This window comes from Limnobacter sp. 130, assembly GCF_902506325.1.
In the GTDB taxonomy this organism is placed as follows: Bacteria; Pseudomonadota; Gammaproteobacteria; order Burkholderiales; family Burkholderiaceae_B; genus Limnobacter.
The window spans coordinates 1,055,744-1,077,113 of record NZ_LR732328.1 but is presented as its reverse complement, the minus strand read 5'-3'; the positions used below and the strand labels follow the sequence as shown (position 1 = coordinate 1,077,113).

Sequence of the window (21,370 nt, the reverse complement as noted above, 5' to 3'; positions counted from 1 at the left end):
ATTTCCCCGCCCAGGGGCTAGAATCAATCAAAAGACCTAAAAATTGAGGAGACTGGTGTGATGGATTCAAGTCCGCGTAGCAGGTTGTTTGAATTAAAAATTGTCACGCCCAAGCCCAATCGCCTAGCGATTGAGCGCAGTGCATTATTAGGGCGAATTTTCCGTGATAACGACCCGGCATCCGTGGTTATTTTTCAGGCACCCGCTGGACATGGCAAAACAAGCTTGATGCTTCAAGTCGAGCAACTATGCCGAGAACAAGACTTTTTTACTTGCTGGATTTCGCTGGACGAAAGTGACAATGAAGTTCGACGCCTGATGAGTTACTTTCAGTCGCGTTTAAACTCACATTTCCAATCACTACCCAGAAATTCGCCAGATTCAAACGAGACCGATTTCTTGCGTGAAGCTGAGAACGGCACGGATTGGGTGATTGAGCAATTTCTGGCCGTGGGAAAGCCTGTGGGGGTTTTTTTAGATGACCTACACACCATTAACAACCCAGCTACGCTTCGGTTTATCAAGGATTTGATTCGCAGTTCCCCAGATCGCATCCGATGGTTCGTTTCAAGCCGTGTGTTACCAGATTTAAATTTGTCTAAGTTGTTGTTGGGCGAGCATATTCTTATCATCAATGCGGATGAATTGAGATTCTCAAAAGAGGAGACCCGCAAGGTATTTGAGGTGAATAACGATCTTGATATGTCGCATCAAGACGTGGAAGCAATTTACAGGGACACTGAAGGGTGGCCCGCCGTGGTTCAGTTTTATCGGCTTGCGCTTCAGTCCGAAACATTCAGAAGTTCATTCAGTCGGCAAAACAGATTTTATCCTCGGGGCGTAACAGACTACCTAGCAGAACACGTGTTATCCCAGCAAGATGAAATCTTACGCAGTTTCTTGTTGAGAACTTCCATTCTCTCAACTATGTGTTCTCATCTGTGCGACGCTGTACTTGAGCGTAATGACTCTTGTGATGTGCTGGCTAAGTTAGAGCGCGAAGGATTTTTCGTTAGAAGGCTGGAGTCTGCACAAGATTGGTTTAGCTACCATGCATTGTTCTCAGAATTCCTTAGAGGGCAATTTTATAGGTTTCCTCACGACGAAACCACCCGGATTCATTTGCGAGCCGCCAATTGGTATCGCGACAATGGTCACCTGGAAGAGGCTCTTCATCATTTCGTTGCGGCTCGGTCTTTTGAGGATGCTGTTGATGTATTCGACCAATGGACTGAAACATTGGTCCCCGATGGACACTTGATTACAGTGGACAACTGGTTCGACCGCTTGCCACTCGAGGAGATGTTGAAAAGACCAGGTGTGGTGGTGAAGCTTGCCTGGGTATTTATGTTTTTGAGTCGCCACGAAAAGCTTGCGAAAACGTTATCCAGCCTGCGGGCGAACCTGTTTCAGGATCTGAAAGTTGGTGACCCAGCGGTGGCACTTGCTTTGATTTCGATACTGCAGGATGAACCAGAGAATGCTATGGATTATTTAATGACGGTTGATTTACACGAGCCGTCGAACCATCGTTTCAGGATTTTCGAATTAAGCGCGGTTTACAACATACGTGGTTACATCTCCATGGCAAAAGGTCAGTTCGAAGCTGCACTTGCCTGTTTTGCCTACAGCCGAACGCTAAGCGAGCAAGCGGATGCAACGTTTACTCTGGCATATTCGTTGGCCAAGTCCGGGCTAAGCCTGATGTTTCAGGGATATTTGCAGGATGCATTGGTGCACCTCGAGTCATCGATGCGTGAACCGGTGTTACACCTAGAAGAATCGGTGTCCAAAGCTTGCCTGGCTTGTAGCTACATCGCAGTGCTTTACGAATATGATGAGCTTGATGAAGCGTTGGCGCAGTTCGAACAGTTTGAGGAAATTATCGAGAATGCGGCTATTCACGATTACCTGATCATTTGTTATAGGGCTGTGTCAAGAATCTATCAGCGCATGGGACAGTATGAAAAGGCCTTAAAAATATTGACCGATGGCGAACATCTTGCACTGTCGGGGCGTTGGCCAAGAGCTGCTGTGATGATGGGGCATGAACGGGTTCGGTTTGAGTTGCTGCATGGTAGTTTGACCAACGCGCAACTTATTTTTACCCGTCTAAACCACTCCAAGGTGAGCGATAAGGCGGGGTGGGTACGTTTTTCGGAAGAAATTGATGGGGCGAGAATCAGTCAGATTCGCTTGCGATATCACGAAGGAAAGCTAGAGGAGGCAATGGACTTGGCGGAGCAGGCTTTGTTGCAAGCCGAACAGGAGTCTCGCGTGCTACGCCAGATAAAGCTTCACACATTGGTGGCTTTGTGTCATGCAAGCTTGGGTCATTTTGAGCATGCGCATACAAGCTTGCACAATGCTCTGACTCTTGCTACGCCTGGCCAATTTATGGGTATTTTCCTCGACGAGGGCGAGCCATTGGATTCGCTGATTTGTGCCCATCTGCAGTGGGTGCAATCAAAACCTCACCTTGTTGCTCATCACCATTTGTTGAATTACCTCGAACGATTGATCTCGAAACTGCCTTCTTCTTTAAGTTTTGTTTTGACAAGGGACAAGAGCTTGCTGGATCGTAAGACGGCAAGCCAGCCGGGCCCCGAGATGCTGGATGCGCTAACGAGTCGCGAACAAGAGGTATTGAGGTTATTGTTAATGTACAAAACTAACGATCAAATTGCACAAGATCTTTACGTAAGCAGGGCGACGGTGAAATACCACTTGCGCAATATTTTCTCGAAAATGGGAGTTAAATCCCGCCTCGAAGCAATCAGGCTCGGACAGGATCACTCCAGCGGAATGCCTTCCTTTTTCAAACGATAGGCCAGTTGAGGGCGTGTAATGCCCAACACGCGTGCAGCCTGAGACAAGTTGCCCTTGGCCTGCTTTAAGGCGGTCTGCATCAGGCGGCGTTCAAGTTTGTCTAGCCCAACATTCTTGGTCAAGATTTCATGACACAGATCGTCGATAGGCCGGCTTTCGACTGGGGCCAATTCTCCTTGGGAGTTCAGCTGCGATTTTTCCTTGCAGGGCTCGATACGGTCATCAAACAGGTGGCAGGCTTCTACATAGCCGCTATCAGGCGCCAGCACCACGGCACGTTCAATCAGGTTTTCCAGCTCGCGAATGTTCCCGGGCCACTCGTAGCTCATCACCTCTTGCATGGCCTTGTCGGTTAGCCCCAAAAGCTTCTTGTTGTAGCTTGCGCTGTACTTGGTCATAAAGCGATTGATCAGGGGGGGAATGTCGGCCTGTCGTTCACGCAGTGGCGGAATTTTGATGGGGAAGGTATTCAAGCGATAATACAAATCGATACGGAACTTGTTGTCGCGAATTGCTTGTTGCAACTCCACATTGGTGGCCGCCACGATTCGCACATTCACTTTTTGAACCCGCTCGGAACCCAAGCGTTCAAACTCGCCAGTTTGTAGCACACGCAACAATTTGACCTGCGTGGACAGTGGCAGATCGCCCACTTCGTCTAGAAACAGGGTGCCGTGATCCGCGCGCTCGAATCGGCCTGCACGTGGCGTATGCGCACCGGTGTAGGCGCCTTTTTCCACACCAAACAATTCAGCTTCAATTAGTTCATGCGGAATGGCTGCGCAGTTCACTGCCAAGAAGGGGCCTTTGGCGCGTGGACTGTTGTCGTGCAGCCAGCGGGCAAACATTTCCTTGCCCACGCCGGTTTCGCCCAACAGCAGCACGGTGATGCTGCCCTGTGCTGCGCGTTGCAGCAATTCAAAAGCTTGCATAAAGGCAGGCGACACACCCACCAAGTCGTCGTTGCTGCGGCGGCGAATCAGCGCACTGTCGAGCTTCTCCGCAGCCATGTGATATTCAATCAATTCTTCTGCAAACGCCTGAGCCTTGAAATAATCCTCGTAGTCAGGGTCGTTCCAAGCTTCCGCGCTTTGTCCGATGATCAGGCACTGCGAATCTCCCTGGCTCATACATTCCATTTCACGGAACAGTACCAGCTTGCCCATGAAGGCACTGGTGTAACCCGAGGCATAGCCAATCATGGTCCAGCAAGCTGGTTCATCGCCTTGGCCGTAGTCGGCAACATGGGCTTCGTCTTCCCAGGAGTTCTTCCACACAAATTCACCGTAGAAGTGTTTGGTGGGCAGGTTGATTTCTATGCTGAGCTTTTCAACCTGCACCATGCCTTCAAGCGTATGCAGTTGGGGGCCCAGCATAAAGGCTTCTTCGATCGAACTTCCAGGGCGACGGTGTTTCTGTGCCAGTTGTCCATCCCGAATGCCAGATGCAAAGCCAAGGCGAACAAGAAGCCCCCTCGCACGTTTCAAGCCTAGGGTTTCAAACAGTTCTTTGCGCAGGGCGCCCAGTGCGCGTGCGTGCATGAGCAACATACGTTGCTCATCCAGCCAAATGTGACCAGATGGCAAGTTGAATTTCAACAGGGATTGCAGGTCGGTCACAGTATTCATGTCTCCAATGTGCCTTTTGGTATCTTTGTAATGGCCGATCTAGAGTCAACCTATGTCATTTAATTATGCCTTGTTTTTCCGAAAAATAAACTGTAAAAAGCCCAAGCAGATTTACTACCCGCTTGGGCTAAATAGGGCCTTTGAAAAAAAGGTTCGCGGGCTAAACGTTGCTGCTTAGGTGAATACGCCCAGAAAGTTCTCGTTGAGCTTTCTGTCGTGGTAGAAAATCGCCCGGCCCAGATCGTCGCTGGTCCAGGTAATTATTGGCTTGTCGGGGTAGTGAATATACCCGCCAGCAAACACCTCGTTGCGGTTGCCCGAGGGGTCAAAGAAGTAAATGGTTTCACCGCGGGTAATGCCGTGGCGTGTGGGGCCCAAATCCAGCGACACTTTCTTTTTGGAAATAATATCGGCTGCTTTCAGTACTTCACCCCAGTTGTCCAGAATAAAGGATGCGTGGTGGAACGCACCTTTCATGGGCTGTCGAATGAAGGCCACATCGTGCGGTTTTGTGGAGCAACTTAAAAACACACTAATGCGAAAGTCGTGGTTGTCCTCAGCCACCACTTGTTCAGTGATGTCGAAGCCAAGCACTTCGGTGAAAAGTTTCACCACGCCATCCAGATCATCGCCGTACAGCAGGCAATGGTCAAAGCGGGAGGGGCCCATGCCCTTCAGGCCATCGGGCCAGGGGTCTGGGTTCACCAGAGGAAGGCAGTTACCCACTTTGTTTTTCTCGGCCAGCAACTCCATCGTGTGGCCAGTGGTTGTGGTGAAGCGAAAGCGTTCACCAGTTTCCAGATGCTCGCCAGCAGGTATCCAGCAGCAATCGGTGGCAAGGCCACTTTCTTCAACCTTTCTGGACAAGTCTTTCATAGTTTGAATGCTGTCCACGCGCCAGCCCATGTAGTCCATACCTGCAGCGTCGGCCTCACGCAGCACCACACTGTGGTGATCGTGTTCATCCCATGCCTTCAGGTACACGCGACCTTGTTTGTCGCGCCCGGTTTCCAGCAGGCCCAGCACATCGGTGTAATGCTTCACGGCTGGTTCCAAATCCAGTACCCGAAGCGCCACGTGGCTTGGCCTTAATACGCCTGTCATTGCCATGTTGATCTCCTTATCCCTATGGTTTTATAGCTATGTGTGCATGGGTTGCTTGGCGAAATGCTTTGCAATGCACTTTTCCATTTTTCCGATTGCCGACAGTTCAAGGTCGGTTAGCGGAAAACATCTGCAGGCCAGCACCACACCCTGGGCTTGTTCTTCAGCAGTAACATGCTGTCGACTCATTTTCAGGGTGTAGTATTCGCCCGATTCAATCCGGATACGGCATACGCCGCATCCACCTCCACGGCACCCCACCGGGATGCCTTTGCGGTTCAGTTGCTCCATGCCTTTCAGCAGGTTGTCCTCTGAGCTGCAGGTGTACTCTTCCTTTGTGTTTTGAATGGCCACGCGGTGCATGTGTGCGGCCCTCCATTACACGTGTTTAAACAGCGGACTTTTCTTCGCCAATCCCTCTGCATCTGCTGAGGTCAGGAACCGTTCGGTGTAAATGTCTCGTTCAAATAATTGCCCTTGCATCAGCGTGGAAATACATGCTTCGATCATGGGTGGTGGTCCGCACATGTAAGCCTTGTGGCCCCGAAAATCATTATTGAAGTGCGTCTTCAATGCCTCGTGAACAAAACCTTTTGCGCCGGTCCAACTTGCACTCACGTCTGTATCCGAGAGGGCAGGAATGTAGGTGAAGTTGGCGTGTTTGGCTGCCAGTCCAGTGAAGTAGTTGTGGTAATAAAGCTCAGCCTCATTGCGAGCGCCTTGCACAAGAGTGATGGGCAGTGTGCAGCCTTCATTGAACAGTTCTTCAATCATGGCTTTGGGGCTTGATAGGCCTGAACCACCAGCCAGAAAGATCATGGGTAGATTTGCCGATTTACGCGTGAAGAACCGTCCCAATGGGGCTGTGAACTCAAGCGTATCGCCTAGGTTCAGCTCATCGTGCAGCCAGGTGGTTGCTGCGCCACCTGGTACTTTTCGAATGTGCAATTCAACCAGGTTTGTGCCTGGGGCATTGCCAATTGAAAACGCACGTTCGCCCTGTACGCCCGGTACTTTCAGCATGACGTATTGCCCAGCTTGAAAGTGAACTGGTTCGTCGACTTCAAGCCAGATGCCCCGAATGGTGGGGGTGAGCATGTCAGCTTTAACCACACGCCCGGAAAAATCCTGAAGTCCGATGAATTGCGCATCCGGATCTTCATCCACCTCAGCCTCAATTACGGTGTCGCATTCAACGGTTGCGCAGCACGCCAGAATTTTTCGTTCATCGCGTTCAAAGTCCATCAGCGCAAACGGTGAGGCTTCGCCATGTTCAAATTCACCTTCCACCACTTGTACCTTGCAAGTGGCGCACAGACCATGACCACAGGCGTGGGGCAGCCAGACACCCGCCCGCAAGCAGGCGTCCAGCACAGTTTGACCTTCTTCAATGTCCACCGTGGCGCCAATGGGCTCGATGGTGAGTTGATAGCTCATGCGGGATCTCCCTTCTACTTAAGCGCAAGAGCCGGAAAGGCCCGTCAAACCGGGGGTCGTGAAACGCAGCACTGACTTGTGGGCTAGGCCGTTTTCATCCAGCGATTTGCTCAGATCTGGTGTGAAATCGTCACAACCGTGTTGCCACTCAACTTTGCTCCATTCAATTTTTGCAAAGTCGGGGTGGCTGCTATACAGCGATGGCAGCACCTCGTTCACCAAAGCCTCGAAAGGCATGGTGGGTGGCAGCGGCAGGGCCATGGGTGCGCAGAACATGAGGTGGTGCTCCCAATTCACAAACAGCAAACGGTTGCCGTGAAAATTTTCCTCAAGATCGCGCACTTGCCCGGTGTAGCCTGGGTGCAATGAAACTAGTGCCATGTTGTTCTCCTCTTTACTTGTTGTTGTGGTGAGTCAGTTGGCGGGGGCGTCTTTGTGGTTGCGCCCCGTCCATTGCTCCCAGTTGCCCTGGTCCTGACTGCCCATGTATTCGCCGTTGTCCTGGCCGGGCACTAGGTTGTAGTACTTGAGAACGTTGTCCAAGCCTTCGCCACCGCAGTTGCCCTGGAAAATCTGGTGCACGGGCAACCAGCTTTGAACGTACTTCTCCGGCTCGTTGTCAAAAATGTCCTTGCAGCCATCGGAGCAGAAGTTGTACTTCATGCCGTGGTAGGTGGAATCTCGCAGACAGGTTTTTGTGGGGTCATCGGGTTCTGTGAAAATAGTGGGAACCTGACACACCTGGCACAGCATGGGCAGGCCGGGGTTACTCCAGCGGTTTCCTTCTTTTTGAAGGGCATCCCAGTGCTCAAAACGTGGGCGATAGTGCTTGTCGAATGTATCGGGGTACTTCTCGCTCAGCCACTTCAATTCGCTTTCTTCGGGCACCCAGGTGTGAAATGCGGCAGCGTGGCTGAAGTTGTAGAAGGTGGCCCACACTTCATGGCTCAGACGGCTTTTTTCTTTGCTGGCCACTTCGTGGTACTTGGGCATGCGAATGCCATAGCGGCTCAGGTCTTCAAACAGTGCGCCACCGTTTTTCTCGAAGTAGGTTTCCCAGGCTTCTTGCCAGCTCATCACGCGCTTGGGCAGCATGTAGTCCATCATCATCGACACCAGCGCCAGCAGGCGGTAACCGCGCCAGAACCATTTGTCGATCCACTTCTGGACAATCTCGCGGTTGCCCGGGTCTTGTTCCAGCATGAACTTAACCACTTCCAGGCCTAGCGTCATGTGGCGCGATTCATCCGACTGCGCCGAGAAACCAAAAGTAACGGTGGCCATGTCACCGTTGTAAGCCGCACCACTCATGAAGGGCATGAACAGCAGGTTGGTTAATACATACTCAAAAGAAAACGAGATCGCTGTAATGAATTCGAACGGGCCCGCTGATTGCGCGTCTTCAAAGTAGCTTTTCGGCACGCTGAGGTACCACACACGGTCGTGCATGTGACGGAAGTCGTGCAAGCCGTTGAAGAACTTGTTGTAGTGGCTGATGGTGTGCACTTGTGTTTGAGCGTGGCGCAATTCATCAATCGCCTGCATTTGTGATGCAATTCGTGCACTGACGCCTCGGAATGAACGGCCCACGTGGGCGTAACCACGGTGCGCTGCATATTCCAGTGGTGAAACACCTGTGAGGAATAGCTTCAGCGTGTTGATGTAACGGGCGTCTGTCACATTGAACTGGCCATTGTTTTGTGCAAATGCATCAATAATGGCGTACAGCTTTTTCTCTTTTTCGCCCTGGAATTTCCAGTAGGCATCCATGGTTAAGCGGAACGGGTCCTCCCACTTGTCCCAGTCATGAATTTTGATGCCTTCAAACTGATCGTACGGGAACACATCGTCCATGGCCTGGTAAGTGGTGTCCCATCCAAGGCCGCGTGTCATCATGCCGTATTTCTCTTTCAGGCCCAATTTTTTGTTGCCTGTGTTCTTGGGTACTGCGCTCATGTCTCTACTCCTTCAAGTTGAAAATTTCCAGGGTTGGCTTTAAGCCGCATGGCCCCAGTACAGTTCAAATTCATCCTCTGTTTCATTGATGCTGCCCGACAGTGAAATCAGGTTCAGGTGGATTTCCTGAAGATTCCAATCCCGTCCCATCAGGTCGGCAACACTTTGACGCTTCACCACCAAACGACCCGGTGACTCAATCTTCACCATGGCGGGGAATTCCTCCACGGTTGCCTGCGGGTTGTCTTCACGAATGGCCTCGACGATGCTTCGTGTGTCGTCATTGGTCACAAACGCGATAAACACGGGTGTTGAAGTTCTTTCAGTCATGCTGTGGCTCCGGGAGTTTTCAAACCAATTTTCTTGGCACGCACCAACAGCTCTTCCTTGATCTGCATGAAGGTGCTGGCGGCTTCTTCCGCAAACAACGCGGTCATGAGGGGTAGCAAGGCGCGGGTGGTTTCTACCATCCAGATTTCAAACCATCGGCTCAGAATTTCCTTGTTTTCTGGTGATTCATCGACAGCGGTTTTTACTGTTGAATCAACCCAGCGCTGGGTTTCTGTAAACCACTCCTGCATGAAGTTGGTGCACATGGAAAAGGTTTGACCCGCGATCGGATTCAGTCGTGTTTCCAAGTGCTTGTAGAACATGGGGTAAAGCAACCCATCCATCACCAGGTTCTGGGCGAGGAATACTTCGAACCAGTCTTTGGTGACAAACAGGTTTTCCATGCTTCGGCGCAATTCTTGCCATTCCGGGGTGTGCAGCCAGTGTTGCTTACCCACTTCCAGCGAGTCGCCAGTGTTGCCATCGAGTAGCAAACCGAGGCGGCTGACGTATTGCGCCAGGCCCAAGCGGTCCATGGTGTTGTACATGGTGGCTTGTGTAATTGCAGCGCCGTAACCGAAGCTGGTGCAGAAGCAGTTGTTCATGTTTGCGCCCCACTCGTAGTGGCGAAGCGGCAGCACGGCGAAGATCAGATGTTCCTTGTCTTTTTCCGAGAGGTTGAAAAACACACCACGCTTTTCTGCAAACTCAAACTGCTTTTCGGCTGCATCTTGTTGCTTGGCACGGTTCATGGTGTACACGCCGTAGTAATACTGGCGTGGATCTTTGAAGCTGTACCAATCGGCCATCTTGATGGCTGTGCGGGCAGTGTCGTACAGTTCGAACTGGGGGTCCCAAATAGGGCGGTAGTGGAAGTTGGTGTCCGACTGCATGTCGAATGTGGCTTCCTGATACCGCGATGCAGGTTTGTCTGCGCCTAGCCTGCGGGCCACATGTGAGAACGTGTTGCGCAGTTGTTTGATATTCGACGTTTTGATGTCGACTTGCATAATGTCTTCTCCTTCCTTTATTTAGTTTTTATTCACTGATGCCGGCTTGACCGAACTGCCATTTCAAGCGTTCGTAGTCCAGCCATGCGCATTGCTCGGCAGTTAATTCCACGGCTTTGTGCAGCTTGCAAAATTCCCGAAACTGGTCGAATTGCATGACCAGCTCTACACACAATTCGGGATCACCAATCGAAAATTCGAATTCGATAAAGCGATCATTCAAGGTGCCGGTAACGCGCACATAACGTGGAATCGATGCCTCCAGAATTCCGTTCATCTCCGGTGGCGGGGTGTCGCTTTTGGATAATTTGACTTCTTTGATCATTTGGAACCCTCTTGCTTGATTTCCTTGTAATAGGGGGCAAGGGGTGTGCCATGTAGGCTAAGTGATTGAAAGAATAAGGGTTTGAAAAAATAGAGGGACTATTCTAAGAAATTTACGGGTACTCAAAAGATGAATTGCTGCGGTGCAAGTTGATCAAATGGTGAAGTGGGAGATAGCCGTTTTGAAAAGGTGGTGTTGACGGGTGACTGTTAGTCGGCCGAAGCAGACATTAGGACTAAGCGCTTAAACGTCTGTGTTATTGGCGAAAGCAGACTCCGACATCGGGGGGTAGTTGATGATGGCGCTGACCTTCGGAATCGAGTTCCAGTCTCACTGTTTGGGGGCGAATAACCAGATTTTGTTTTTAATCCCGTTCATGCAATGCTTAGTTAGCATTTGAAATAAATAAGTTAAAGAAATAACTTACGCTGTTCGAATAAATGGATATCGCCGTTATTGTTCGTTAAGTCAAGTTAGGCCTCACAACACTCGTCATTTGGAGAATCTGTGCAAGAAGTTAAGAAGATTGACATGGCCCTTCAGCAGTTGGAGGATGCACTCGCAGCCTACTTCGGCGGTCGATACTACTCTGCACTAGTTCTGGCCGCTGCTGCGGAACAGTTGTTCGGTGGATACCTGCATCTGCATGGTATCAATCCAGCGTTCTCAAGACTACGGACTAGCATTGTCAAAATCGCGAATGCCCTCAAGGAAAAGTCAGGTTCCGACGCCAAGCCGACGACGGAGAGGGACATTGGCGACCTCCTCAACAACGCCTACAACCAATCTCATCACGCTGGCAAAACGGGACTTGAGCTATTAATGAACCCCAGGTTCGAAGCCAGAGAAACGCTTGATCGAGCTATTTCAAACTTCAACTCGCTTCTCTCGGGGTATGAGCTTCCCGATCTGCCGCTGGTGGAACGCTTTCTTGAGGAAGCGGCCGACGAAATTACAATTGAAAAAGAAGTTCAGGATGTCCTTTCGCCAGTCTGCAAAACAAGTGAGACCTAACCGGTCTGCTCAAACTTTAGCTTTCTCGGAGATCTCAACGTGTGGAAATTTTCAGGATCCATCCAATACACGTGCACCACTTGCGGTGACGGTGCAGAAATCCCTGTTGATGATTTTCACATCGAATGCATCGGTGGCTCCGAACGCTCGATGGGGTCTGAAAACATTTATGAAATAACCTACGAGTTCGACTGCCCAAAGTGCAACCGACCGATCTCATTAGCTTTTGAAGCCTCAGAATATCCTGTTGAGTTCCTAAATTTCGTCTTAAACAACTCTACAGGCGCGCAGACGGACGATGAGCCAGTATTTGAATTCTTGCGCGAAATTTACAGTGCAAAAGATGTATTCCAGCTTTACGAGTCAATCTCGGAACTGGTTTCTGCCCTAAAGGGCAATCCATGTCTACTCCGCGATATTTCCTCAAGGGAGTTTGAAGAGGTGGTCGCGGAGATATTTAGAGCAAAAGGATTCATAGTCGATTTAACGAAGAAAACCCGCGACGGCGGAAAAGATATCATCGCTGTTTACACCGATGGACTAGGCATTCGAAGTAAGTATTTTATTGAATGCAAGCACTACGCTGAGGATAATAAAGTGGGCGTTGATATTGTCCGAGCGCTACATGGAGTAATGAATACTAAGGATGGGCCAAACAAGACAATTTTGGCTACAACGTCAACTTTCACATCAGGAGCTAAGGAGTTTGTGGAAAACGAAGCCGCTAGCAAATGGGATATGGCGCTCGCCGATTACAACGAAATCGTAAGGTGGTTGGATGACTACCAAGAAAGCTAACCCATCTTTCAACTAAGAGGCCTAACGGCGCCCCTTAATTCAAACATTAGGTTTTTACAATGAACGATCTTCGATCTGATGCAGAAAAAGCTGAATATCTCCAGAATATGCTTATTGCTGTTTCGACCGGCGGAGCTGGGGAGGATCGTGACTACAAATCATTACGACAATATTTCAACGAAAATCCAACCACTTGCGAGTTTTTACCTAAATTCGTTCGTACAAACCGAGATCTCTCCCAGTTCTGGAGCTTCATAAAATATGAATATGCTAAATACCAAGAACGCCGCGACTTTATATATTCAGAGTTCTCGCTCCTACTAGATTTCCTTGAAGGGAAAAATAAAAAGCCCGCTGACCCTACGATATCAGAAGGACTAAAAAGCTTTGATGCGGAAGGCGTCCACTCCGTCTGGGCAAAAGCATTAGACCGCAGGAGCATTGATCCAGAAGGGGCAATTACAGCTAGTAGGACGCTACTGGAGTCTGTGTGCAAGCACATCCTGGACAGTAAACGCATTGAATACGATAAACAAAAGATTGAGCTTCCTGAACTATATAGGATCACTGCGAAAGAACTTAATATTTCTCCCAGCCAACACACAGAAGAAATTTTCAAACAAATTCTTGGCGGCGTTACCTCGGTGGTTATTGGGCTTGGCTCGTTGAGAAATAGGCTTGGCGACGCACACGGCCAAGGCAAAGCACCTGTAAAACCAGCCCCCAGGCATGCTCAATTAGCAGTTAACCTGGCTGGCGCCACAACGCTATTTCTTATCGAAACTTGGGAATCGCGCAATGATAAAATCTAAGCATGCGCTCAACGCTGCTCTCTTCGTTCGCCGGACTTCCCAAGGTTTGTATTTTTGGCGGCCGGTTAGCTTAATCGTAAGCAAGAAAAATCATGTTCGACTTAATCGAAAAAGCCTATATCAAACAGCGAACCAGTAATTATTAATATGTCTCTTCCGCGATTAGATGATAAACGGGGATTGATATGTTAACCTTTATAAAATGAATCGTTTTTCAGTTTTGGGAGTCTTCACACGACATCCGATTCCACTCAGCATGACACACCTTGTTCTACCCGCGTGAACTCGATGGGTTGGCAAGAAGATGTGCCCATTAAGTCAGATAGAGCAGCCCAAAACAACAAATGTCGACAAAGAGCCCAAAAGCCGGACCGAAACCTAATCAGTATGTTGTCAAGCGTGGAGCCGTACCACCTGCCGTCTATCTTTTGCACATCTCCGATAAGCAGTGGGAAGAATTTATTGAGGCTGCCTGCCGGCATCGTGAGGTTAATGGCGCAAAGTATGCTTCTGTAAAGGTGCTTGGCAACGCTGGAGACAAAGGGCGAGATGTGGAGGCTCGACTCGAGCCTGCGCTGGTGGCCGACCGGTGGGATCTATATCAGGCCAAGCACTACGAAAAGCGTCTTACGCCCGGAAATGCATATCCTGAGCTAGTGAAGCTTTTTGGCCACCTAATGGCCAACAGTTTTCCAGTTCCTCGTAAGTACTATTTCTGCGCGCCTCGGAATTTAGGACCGGACCTCCACGACTTGATTGCGAAACCTGAGGAGTTCCGCAAGGCATTTTTAGTAGCATGGAAGAGTGGCAGCCATGGTCTTAAGGATGACGTTTCTAAGCTTACTTCTACTATGGAGGCCTATGTAAAAGCCTTCGACTTTTCACGTTTCGAGGAATGCCAAGTCCATGATCTGCTTACTTGGCACGAGAAGGATACTAAGGCTCACTACAAGCTTTTTGGTATCGAACCCGAGCGAGGCGACGACCCTGTAGTTCCTCAACAAGCTGAGACTCTGGAACTTATATATATCGAAGAGCTTGTCAAAGCTTATGCTGAGCACTGCGGTTCAGAGATGTCTTTAGCAAACGTCGTTGCGTCTGAAGAGTACGGAGAGCACCTTGCCTCTGCACGAGAAGCCTTTTATTCGGCCGAGGGTCTTAAGCGGTTCAGCCGAGATATCTATACGGAAGATGAATTCGCTACCCTTTTGGGTATGGTGTTGAAGGGTGTGCGCCTCGTAGTAAGGAGTCCACTGCACAAGACGGGACTAGAACGACATGAGGCCGCGATAATGGCGGCTACTACCTTAAGTGTGACGGACAGCGTTCTATATACCCGACTCAGAGGGGGCGACCTACCTGGCGCATGCCATCACCTGGTGAACGAAAAGCAACTCAAATGGGTTCGATAAAAATACGCAAGCAACCGGAGCTGTTTAACACACCATTCGAGCTCGGACTGCGAATGGTCTACCTTCTTTTCGCGCTGCGACCTGGCGGCGCTGACCTACAGAAACTGGTTCTCCTCGACTATGCAATAGTCTATTCGCAAGACGTCGGTGGACCTGCGAGCTTGCATACCCCTGTTCCATACCGTAACGCTGAGTTGTTTAGTCGCCGGGAGCGCATCGAGCAAGGCCTGTATCTCATGAGTACGCGAGGTCTTGTTGATATTGTGCTTGACGACAGAGGCATGACATATTTGGCGGGACCAAGTAGCTTTACTATGGTCGGATCACTTTCGTCACGGTACTGGAGGGAACTAGAAAAGCGGTGCGCCTGGGCCGCTGAACGCTTTGGAGCTACAGATTCAACAGAACTCCTCAAGATATTCTCCGACGCAGGACACCTTTGGGGTGCTGAGGTCGAATCGGCAGATCAAAGGCGGCTTTTATGACGATTAAACTCATTTCACTCGTAGCAACTGGACCTGACAAGCCAGAGGCTCGGGTTAATTTCCGTATCCCTGCGACGTTAGTACGCGGGCCTAGTGAGACAGGAAAGTCATATATCCGAGATTGTCTTTGGTACTTGCTTGGTGGCGATAAACCGACAAAAAAGTTTCGAGAGTCTGCTGGTTATGATTCTCTCGCCCTAACAATTAAAGCAGAAGAGGACACATATGAGCTACGCCGTGCCCATGCTGGTGGTGACACCGAAGTGGCATGTCTCACTACCTCAGTTGATGGAGAGGTTGGACGTGAGGTTATAGACGAAGAAGTCAGTGCTCTTCTTGTCCGTAACGCGGGGGCCAAAGGCATGCAGCTATTGCGTTCTCGCTCCAAACGAGGAGGCGTAACAGGTGGTGACCTGCGCCACTGGTTCCTGCTGTCTCAGCCAAACATGATCAGCGAGGACCCTACCGCCGGGGTCGGTACCAATGCGACACAACGCGTTGCGGCCTTTCACATGTTTCTTACTGGCACAGACGATTCAGCTATCGCGCTCATCAAGACTAGCAAAGAACTTGATCATATTGCGGGGCAGATCACCGGGGCAGAACAATCTCTATCCCGGGTACGAGCAGACTTGCCGACCAATACGACCCGTGAAGAGGTCGCATCTGCACTGGAACGCGTCGATGAAGCTTTAAATGCGATGACTAGCCACTATGAGGCGCGAGCAAGTCTGCTTAAGTCAGTTCGGGACGAAATTCTGGTCGAGAGTGAACAACTCAAGAGAGCTGAAGGTGAGCTTACACATAGCTTGGCGATGGTTAAACGTTTCCAGCTTCTAGACGAGAAGTACAAGAGCGACAGCGAGCGGTTGGGGGCAACGTGGGAAGGGGTCTCGATGTTTCAGGCCTTGGAGGAAGTGTCTTGTCCTTTATGTGGAACAGCTTCGGATGTACAGCCCGATCCTCGTCAACTGAGACAGGGTGCGCAGGATAACTATCGTCGAGCGTTAAAGGCCGAAATAGAAAAGATCGTTGTTCTCCGAAAAGGTCTTGCAGAGGCGCTCGAGCACGAGCAATTCCGTGTTGCACGACTGAGGGTGGTTTCCCAGGGACATCGGCAGAAGCTTGCTGATTTGGAGCAGATCGAGAAAAGTAGGGTCAATACTGCGAAATATGAATTTTCGGGTGATCCTAAGTCGCTTGCTTTTCGCCGGAGTGAACTATCTGAGCAACTTGCCAGGTTTGATGATGAAGCTCGTCTCCTTGCCGAAATCGAGAAACTCAAACAGGGCAAAAAACGCCCAAAAACAATGTTGAGCCGCGATGTTGGAGATGCTTCTATCAAAGTGGCCGATTATGCTAAGGCGTACTTACATGCTTGGGGGTTCACTGGAATCCAATCTATTTTGTTGAATTCGGAAGCTTGCGATCTCATCATCGACGGTCAAGCTCGGCTAGATTTCGGTGCAGGGAAAAGAGCAATATTCTTGGCCGCGCTAACAATTGCTGTGATGGCACACGCTGTTAGTAATGGATATCCACACCTGGGCTTTGTGGTCATTGACTCGCCACTCAAGTCCTACGCTGATCCGAAAAGCAAAGAAAATAGAGACGTCGCATTATCCACTGTCACGGACCGTTTCTACAAATGGCTTGCGCAGTGGGAGGGGCCGGGGCAAATCATCATATTGGAGAATCAAGAAATCCAGGAAGAAGTGAAAGCACTTTTGGAGCCACTGGAGTTCGTAGGGGACGGAGGTGACGAAGGCAGAAGGGGCTTCTACCCGATTGACTAAAATTCGGCAGCTCAGACCTGACCTTTTCATTAATCTAATAGCCTTCCTCTACACCTTGAATTCGGCGTTGATATCCTAAGATCGCGAATTATTTGTTTAACTCAGCCATTGCAATTGATTGTTAAACATTGCTTGAACAGGATAAAAAATAATCCCTGGTTATTCGCCCCCAAACAGTGAGACTGGGACTCGATTCCGAAGGTCAACCTCATCATCGACTACTGCCTAAATATAGAAGTCTGCTTTCGCCAATAACTCTGACATTCCGGCAGTAAGTCCTAATGTCCGCTCCGGCCCAAGACCAGCCCGTTTGTCCATGTGCCTCGAATGTCAGGTAAGGCCGATTATCGGCCAGTGCGACAGCTATCTCTAACCCAAGGGCGCCCGCACAGCTTCCCGAAGGTCAGCACAGCACTTTTAGTCATCTCCAATAGTTACTGCCAAATAACGTATCTTTGTGCCCATAAAATACGATTTTAATTGAGCTAAACAAAAAAACTGCGCTCGTTATCCGGTCGTTCCCTCAATTCAGTTAATGATCTCGGCGTCCCATAGGGCACAACTAGGGCACAACTTAGGCACATCCTATTAATAGTCAAATTCCATCCTGAAGGTCACGAATTTTCGAAAATTCCGCACAAAAATTCTCTTCAAAAATACAAAAATTGGCGACCTTCGGGTTGATTTCCCAAACGGTCATTGGGCACAACAATGTGAACCGGAAAATTTAAGAAATGTTTACAGATGTGCCCTGTTGACCGTTATTGGGTTTGACCGAAGGTCATGAAAGTGAAGGCGGGCTAAATCGGGGTTGGGCACCAGTTGGGCACATTTTGGGCACACGCTGTGGGTGGCCCAGAAAACAAAAAAACCAACCACCGCTAAGTGATTGGTTTTAATGATAAAAATTTGGTTGCGGGGGCAGGATTTGAACCTACGACCTTCGGGTTATGAGCCCGACGAGCTGCCAGACTGCTCCACCCCGCGTCTGGTAAGAACGAAACTATAGCGGGTTTCCGCCTTGTGTGCAAGTGCACAAACGCAGTTCAACCCACAAACATCCCCTCAAAAACCTTTATCCTACTGAAACCACAAGAAAAATTCGCAGCAAAAAATGTTTAAAAAATTTCTGAGAAACCTTTCAAACAAGCCCGAGTTCATGCGCAGGGCCATGAATTTTTATGCACCACTGCGCGGTGCGGGCATTCATGTTCATCACATCAGCGCCAATTTCGACGAAGTTGAAGTGCACATGCCACTCACGCGCCGCAATAAAAACATCATGGGAACTCAGTTCGGCGGCTCACTGTATGCCATGGCCGATCCATTCTTCATGCTTGTGCTCATGAAGCGTTTGGGCAGTCACTACCATGTGTGGGACCAAGAGGCGAACATTCGTTTTATTGCGCCAGGCAATTCACTGGTCAAGGGCGTGTATCAAGTCAATGATCAAACGCTCAGTGAAATCAAGTCCAAAGCAGCCACGGGCGAAAAGGTATTGCACACATTCGAGGTCGACATTACCCACGCCGATGGCTCGGTTGTCGCACACGTCACCAAAGTGCTCTATATTCGCCTGAAGAAGCAACACCGTCCCAACTCCAATTAAAGTAGCAACATGTCAAAGCCTGAATACGCCAACCTGCCCGTGTGGCCCGAAGCCGATACCCCCTGTGTGGGATTTTGTTCAACCAACCTTGGCGACGACGTTTGCATGGGTTGCGGTCGTACGCTCGACGAGGTTGATGGGTGGTTGTTCAAAAGCGATGAGGAAAAAGAGGCCGTCTGGAAGCGCATCCGCCAAGCGGGTGTTGGCTATCGTTGGGAAAGCTGAAATAGCAAGCGCGGTTGCTCTCTAGAGCGCATGCTCAGTTTTTAATCAAACAACCAAAAACTGCACAAAATCAACGGGCTGAAAATTTTATCCACAGCGAATCGGGAAGGTTTTCCCCGCCCAGTGTGGATAAGTTCCACAAGCCTCGGGGTAAGCCACAGTGGGGATGTTCAGCGCACCGAATCGGGGCACACTGTAAACGTCTCCGACCCTCCATGGGTTACTTTCAGATACGGCTCGCCCAGGTGAGCCGTTTTTTTTGAAATTAATTGTGTGATCAAGTGGTTGCTGATCGGTGGATAACGTGGTTACAATGCGCCATCGGTTTATAAAATGCCCGTCGCGCAACTCGTTTCACGCTGCGCCCCTGCACCCCGCTGGCAACAGCCACCTCGGCCTGCAGGACCAATCGGCACTATTTCCCTATCAACACCTGAATTTCTTAAAGTGAGTCCGCCTGGATGGATCCCCAGCGCGCTAAAAACATATTAGAAGCAGCTCTGCTGTGTTCGGTTGAGCCCATTGCGGTCAAAGAATTGATGCGTCTGTTCGACGATGCCATCGACGCCTCAGTGGTTACAACGCTATTGGAAGACATCCGCCGCGACTGGACCCACAAGGGTTTGGAGCTGGTGCAGGTTAAAACCGGATGGCGCTTTCAAACCCGAGATGACGTCAAACGTTACCTTGAGCAAATGAATCCTGAAAAGCCCCCGAAATACTCAAGGGCTACCATGGAAACCTTGGCAATTATTGCCTACAAGCAGCCGGTTACCCGGGGCGACATCGAATCCATTCGTGGTGTCACTGTGTCTACCCAGGTCATGAAAGCACTTGAAGATCGCGGCTGGATCGAGTCAATCGGTCACCGCGATGCACCGGGGCGCCCAGCACTTTGGGCCACAACGCCCCAGTTTTTAGCCGACCTTAATTTGGTCAGCCTAAGCGATTTGCCTGCACTGGACGATGAAAAAGACCAGCAGCTGGCTGATGAGTTACAAAAAGTCATTCCATTTGATGTGGATGACAGTGATACAGCGGAAAACGATGAGAACCAACAAGCGCAAAGCAACTGAAACACTCGATACCAACCCGATTCCTGAGCAAGTCATTGTCAGTGTCGACAGCGAAAGCCACGACATGGAGTGGGGCGAAGTACTGAATCAGGTTGAAGGGCTGAAGTCTGAAGAAAATGGTGGCGCAGGCAAGAATCGCAGCAAATTGAATGTGCGGCTTGATCCCGAGTTGGCGCCCAAGTTGCACAAGGTGCTGGCCGATTCCGGCATGGGTTCCCGCCGTGAAATGGAAGAACTGATTGTTGCTGGCCGGGTTTCGGTCAATGCTGAGCCTGCCCATTTGGGTCAGCGGGTGTTGCCCACCGATCAGGTCCGTGTAAACGGCAAGCTGATCCAGCGTAAAAACAAATCCAAGCCTCCACGCGTGCTCATTTATCACAAGCCCGCAGGCGAAATTGTCTCAATGGACGATCCCCAGGGTCGAGCCACCGTATTTCAGAAGTTACCCAAAATATCCAATGGCAAGTGGATTGCGGTAGGCCGTCTCGACTTCAACACCGAAGGCCTGTTGTTGTTCACGTCCTCGGGCGAGTTGGCCAACCGTTTAATGCACCCCCGCTATGAAGTTCAGCGTGAATATGCAGTGCGTATTCTTGGCGAACTGACCGAAGAACAGCGCCAGCAATTGCTGACAGGTATTCAACTTGACGACGGCCCTGCCAAGTTTCTCTACGTCGATGCCGCAGGCGGCGAGGGCGCCAATCGCTGGTACAAGGTCGGTTTGAAAGAAGGGCGCAACCGAGAGGTTCGCCGAATGTTCGAGGCCTGCAAACTTACCGTGAGCCGTCTGATCCGAACCCGGTTTGGCGACATTTTGATGCCTTCCACGCTCAAGCGTGGTCGTCACATGGAAATGGAAGCGCTTGAAGCCATGTCGTACATGCAGTCCCTGGGCTTGAAGGTGGATGAGTCCGCCCAAGAAGGGGCCATTCGCCGTGACAAAAAGAACATTGGTTCGAAAAACAACAAACGCCGCAATGGTCAGCCATTGATTGATCCAGGCCTTGCCTTCACTACACCCACGCAAACCTACCTCACGGTTTCCGGTGCGACAGCGGCGGCGGCTTTGAGCAATCAGAACAATTTGTCATCTGCCGGCGGCTCTGCTCGCCGTGGAAATGGTGGTGACCGCAATGGCAACAGGGCGGGTGCCAATGGCAACGCCAGTGCGCCTGCCGGTAAATTTGCAGGTGCGGGAAAGCGACCCGCCGGGCCGCGTGGCGCAGGTGCCCGCACTGGTGGGCCTTCAGCAGGGCGTGGTCCAGGTCGAGGCAACGAAGCCGGAAACGGGGCGCCCCAGAAACCGCAGCAGCGCAGACGCAGGAAAGCCCCCACCATGTAGTTCCCCAAGCTGGAAATTACTTGAAAATAAAGGCGGTTTCGGTTATTCTCTGAGGCTGCCTGAGCGCCCACTCCAAAAAGGGTGTCTCAAATGAAGTGGGCTTACAGGCCCATTTTTTTTTGGTGAGGCGGTTTTGAAGCAAATTAAAAGACGAAGCAAGCGAATTAGTAAAGGCGAAGAAG

20 protein-coding genes and 1 tRNA gene are annotated in these 21,370 nt (G+C 50.3%); 11 read left to right on the top strand and 10 right to left on the bottom strand.

The window, feature by feature from the left end; all coding sequences use genetic code 11:
- Window positions 1-60 precede the first annotated feature (60 nt).
- Window positions 61-2,829, top strand: a complete 2,769-nt coding sequence (locus tag FRIGORI9N_RS05095) for a LuxR C-terminal-related transcriptional regulator (protein WP_159568762.1) — start codon at window positions 61-63, stop codon at window positions 2,827-2,829.
- Here the strand turns inward: FRIGORI9N_RS05095 and FRIGORI9N_RS05090 are convergent.
- The 9 genes from FRIGORI9N_RS05090 to FRIGORI9N_RS05050 all read right to left on the bottom strand — a co-directional run bounded on the left by FRIGORI9N_RS05090 (window position 2,793) and on the right by FRIGORI9N_RS05050 (window position 10,619).
- Window positions 2,793-4,457: a sigma-54-dependent Fis family transcriptional regulator gene (locus FRIGORI9N_RS05090; RefSeq protein WP_159568761.1), complete on the bottom strand. Its 1,665-nt coding sequence runs from the start codon at window positions 4,455-4,457 to the stop codon at window positions 2,793-2,795. The two genes, FRIGORI9N_RS05095 and FRIGORI9N_RS05090, sit on opposite strands and share 37 nt — an antisense overlap.
- A 174-nt stretch (window positions 4,458-4,631) precedes the next feature.
- Window positions 4,632-5,567: a catechol 2,3-dioxygenase gene (locus tag FRIGORI9N_RS05085; protein WP_159568760.1), complete on the bottom strand. Its 936-nt coding sequence runs from the start codon at window positions 5,565-5,567 to the stop codon at window positions 4,632-4,634.
- 30 nt (window positions 5,568-5,597) lie between these two features.
- Window positions 5,598-5,924, bottom strand: coding sequence for a 2Fe-2S iron-sulfur cluster-binding protein (locus FRIGORI9N_RS05080; protein WP_159568759.1), 327 nt, complete (start codon window positions 5,922-5,924; stop codon window positions 5,598-5,600).
- 15 nt (window positions 5,925-5,939) lie between these two features.
- Window positions 5,940-6,998: an NADH:ubiquinone reductase (Na(+)-transporting) subunit F gene (locus FRIGORI9N_RS05075; RefSeq protein WP_159568758.1), complete on the bottom strand. Its 1,059-nt coding sequence runs from the start codon at window positions 6,996-6,998 to the stop codon at window positions 5,940-5,942.
- An 18-nt stretch (window positions 6,999-7,016) separates the two neighbouring features.
- Window positions 7,017-7,379, bottom strand: coding sequence for a phenol hydroxylase subunit P4 (locus tag FRIGORI9N_RS05070; protein WP_159568757.1), 363 nt, complete (start codon window positions 7,377-7,379; stop codon window positions 7,017-7,019).
- 33 nt (window positions 7,380-7,412) lie between these two features.
- Complete coding sequence (locus tag FRIGORI9N_RS05065) at window positions 7,413-8,954, bottom strand: aromatic/alkene/methane monooxygenase hydroxylase/oxygenase subunit alpha (RefSeq protein ID WP_159568756.1); 1,542 nt, start codon at window positions 8,952-8,954, stop codon at window positions 7,413-7,415.
- A gap of 39 nt (window positions 8,955-8,993) precedes the next feature.
- Window positions 8,994-9,284: an MmoB/DmpM family protein gene (locus FRIGORI9N_RS05060; RefSeq protein ID WP_159568755.1), complete on the bottom strand. Its 291-nt coding sequence runs from the start codon at window positions 9,282-9,284 to the stop codon at window positions 8,994-8,996.
- The gene (locus tag FRIGORI9N_RS05055; RefSeq protein ID WP_159568754.1) at window positions 9,281-10,294 is read right to left on the bottom strand and encodes an aromatic/alkene monooxygenase hydroxylase subunit beta; all 1,014 of its coding nucleotides are present in this window, start codon (window positions 10,292-10,294) and stop codon (window positions 9,281-9,283) included. The genes FRIGORI9N_RS05060 and FRIGORI9N_RS05055 overlap by 4 nt, the downstream gene beginning before the upstream one ends.
- A 28-nt stretch (window positions 10,295-10,322) precedes the next feature.
- Window positions 10,323-10,619, bottom strand: coding sequence for a phenol hydroxylase subunit (locus tag FRIGORI9N_RS05050; protein ID WP_201301410.1), 297 nt, complete (start codon window positions 10,617-10,619; stop codon window positions 10,323-10,325).
- 507 nt (window positions 10,620-11,126) lie between these two features.
- Here FRIGORI9N_RS05050 and FRIGORI9N_RS05045 point away from each other — a divergent pair.
- The 6 genes from FRIGORI9N_RS05045 (at window position 11,127) to FRIGORI9N_RS05025 (ending at window position 16,936) form a co-directional block, all read left to right on the top strand.
- Window positions 11,127-11,633, top strand: a complete 507-nt coding sequence (locus tag FRIGORI9N_RS05045; protein WP_159568753.1) for a hypothetical protein — start codon at window positions 11,127-11,129, stop codon at window positions 11,631-11,633.
- A gap of 39 nt (window positions 11,634-11,672) precedes the next feature.
- On the top strand, window positions 11,673-12,431 hold the full coding sequence (locus FRIGORI9N_RS05040) for a restriction endonuclease (RefSeq protein ID WP_159568752.1): 759 nt from the start codon (window positions 11,673-11,675) through the stop codon (window positions 12,429-12,431).
- 59 nt (window positions 12,432-12,490) lie between these two features.
- Window positions 12,491-13,243 (top strand): abortive infection family protein, encoded by a 753-nt coding sequence (locus FRIGORI9N_RS05035; protein WP_159568751.1) that lies wholly within the window; start codon window positions 12,491-12,493, stop codon window positions 13,241-13,243.
- A gap of 344 nt (window positions 13,244-13,587) precedes the next feature.
- The gene (locus FRIGORI9N_RS05030; RefSeq protein WP_159568750.1) at window positions 13,588-14,655 is read left to right on the top strand and encodes an ABC-three component system protein; all 1,068 of its coding nucleotides are present in this window, start codon (window positions 13,588-13,590) and stop codon (window positions 14,653-14,655) included.
- Window positions 14,610-15,140: an ABC-three component system middle component 2 gene (locus tag FRIGORI9N_RS15575; RefSeq protein WP_371717148.1), complete on the top strand. Its 531-nt coding sequence runs from the start codon at window positions 14,610-14,612 to the stop codon at window positions 15,138-15,140. Before FRIGORI9N_RS05030 ends, FRIGORI9N_RS15575 begins: the two co-directional genes overlap by 46 nt.
- Entirely contained in the window at window positions 15,137-16,936 is a 1,800-nt protein-coding gene (locus FRIGORI9N_RS05025; RefSeq protein ID WP_159568749.1) for a hypothetical protein, read from the top strand. Before FRIGORI9N_RS15575 ends, FRIGORI9N_RS05025 begins: the two co-directional genes overlap by 4 nt.
- Window positions 16,937-17,846: 910 nt before the next feature.
- Here FRIGORI9N_RS05025 and FRIGORI9N_RS05020 read toward each other — a convergent pair.
- A tRNA-Met gene (locus FRIGORI9N_RS05020) sits at window positions 17,847-17,923 on the bottom strand.
- Window positions 17,924-18,050: 127 nt separating this feature from the next.
- On the opposite strand from FRIGORI9N_RS05020, the gene FRIGORI9N_RS05015 reads away from it, so the two are divergent.
- The 4 genes from FRIGORI9N_RS05015 (at window position 18,051) to rluB (ending at window position 21,188) form a co-directional block, all read left to right on the top strand.
- Window positions 18,051-18,545 (top strand): YiiD C-terminal domain-containing protein, encoded by a 495-nt coding sequence (locus FRIGORI9N_RS05015; RefSeq protein ID WP_201301409.1) that lies wholly within the window; start codon window positions 18,051-18,053, stop codon window positions 18,543-18,545.
- A gap of 9 nt (window positions 18,546-18,554) precedes the next feature.
- Window positions 18,555-18,770, top strand: coding sequence for a DUF1289 domain-containing protein (locus FRIGORI9N_RS05010; protein ID WP_159568748.1), 216 nt, complete (start codon window positions 18,555-18,557; stop codon window positions 18,768-18,770).
- 461 nt (window positions 18,771-19,231) lie between these two features.
- Window positions 19,232-19,846, top strand: coding sequence for an SMC-Scp complex subunit ScpB (scpB, locus tag FRIGORI9N_RS05005; protein WP_159568747.1), 615 nt, complete (start codon window positions 19,232-19,234; stop codon window positions 19,844-19,846).
- The gene (rluB, locus tag FRIGORI9N_RS15570; RefSeq protein ID WP_341237665.1) at window positions 19,818-21,188 is read left to right on the top strand and encodes a 23S rRNA pseudouridine(2605) synthase RluB; all 1,371 of its coding nucleotides are present in this window, start codon (window positions 19,818-19,820) and stop codon (window positions 21,186-21,188) included. The genes scpB and rluB overlap by 29 nt, the downstream gene beginning before the upstream one ends.
- The last annotated feature ends 182 nt before the right edge of the window (window positions 21,189-21,370 follow it).

Bases quoted from the DNA above. Each gene is read 5' to 3' on its own strand.
- scpB (WP_159568747.1), top strand. From the start codon at position 19,232: ATGGATCCCCAGCGCGCTAAAAACATATTAGAAGCAGCTCTGCTGTGT.
- FRIGORI9N_RS05065 (WP_159568756.1), bottom strand. From the start codon at position 8,954: ATGAGCGCAGTACCCAAGAACACAGGCAACAAAAAATTGGGCCTGAAA.
- FRIGORI9N_RS15575 (WP_371717148.1), top strand. From the start codon at position 14,610: ATGCCATCACCTGGTGAACGAAAAGCAACTCAAATGGGTTCGATAAAA.
- FRIGORI9N_RS05060 (WP_159568755.1), bottom strand. From the start codon at position 9,284: ATGACTGAAAGAACTTCAACACCCGTGTTTATCGCGTTTGTGACCAAT.
- FRIGORI9N_RS05010 (WP_159568748.1), top strand. From the start codon at position 18,555: ATGTCAAAGCCTGAATACGCCAACCTGCCCGTGTGGCCCGAAGCCGAT.
- rluB (WP_341237665.1), top strand. From the start codon at position 19,818: ATGAGAACCAACAAGCGCAAAGCAACTGAAACACTCGATACCAACCCG.
- FRIGORI9N_RS05080 (WP_159568759.1), bottom strand. From the start codon at position 5,924: ATGCACCGCGTGGCCATTCAAAACACAAAGGAAGAGTACACCTGCAGC.
- FRIGORI9N_RS05090 (WP_159568761.1), bottom strand. From the start codon at position 4,457: ATGAATACTGTGACCGACCTGCAATCCCTGTTGAAATTCAACTTGCCA.
- FRIGORI9N_RS05070 (WP_159568757.1), bottom strand. From the start codon at position 7,379: ATGGCACTAGTTTCATTGCACCCAGGCTACACCGGGCAAGTGCGCGAT.
- FRIGORI9N_RS05075 (WP_159568758.1), bottom strand. From the start codon at position 6,998: ATGAGCTATCAACTCACCATCGAGCCCATTGGCGCCACGGTGGACATT.
- FRIGORI9N_RS05055 (WP_159568754.1), bottom strand. From the start codon at position 10,294: ATGCAAGTCGACATCAAAACGTCGAATATCAAACAACTGCGCAACACG.
- FRIGORI9N_RS05015 (WP_201301409.1), top strand. From the start codon at position 18,051: ATGTTTAAAAAATTTCTGAGAAACCTTTCAAACAAGCCCGAGTTCATG.
- FRIGORI9N_RS05035 (WP_159568751.1), top strand. From the start codon at position 12,491: ATGAACGATCTTCGATCTGATGCAGAAAAAGCTGAATATCTCCAGAAT.
- FRIGORI9N_RS05025 (WP_159568749.1), top strand. From the start codon at position 15,137: ATGACGATTAAACTCATTTCACTCGTAGCAACTGGACCTGACAAGCCA.
- FRIGORI9N_RS05050 (WP_201301410.1), bottom strand. From the start codon at position 10,619: ATGATCAAAGAAGTCAAATTATCCAAAAGCGACACCCCGCCACCGGAG.
- FRIGORI9N_RS05085 (WP_159568760.1), bottom strand. From the start codon at position 5,567: ATGGCAATGACAGGCGTATTAAGGCCAAGCCACGTGGCGCTTCGGGTA.
- FRIGORI9N_RS05095 (WP_159568762.1), top strand. From the start codon at position 61: ATGGATTCAAGTCCGCGTAGCAGGTTGTTTGAATTAAAAATTGTCACG.
- FRIGORI9N_RS05030 (WP_159568750.1), top strand. From the start codon at position 13,588: ATGTCGACAAAGAGCCCAAAAGCCGGACCGAAACCTAATCAGTATGTT.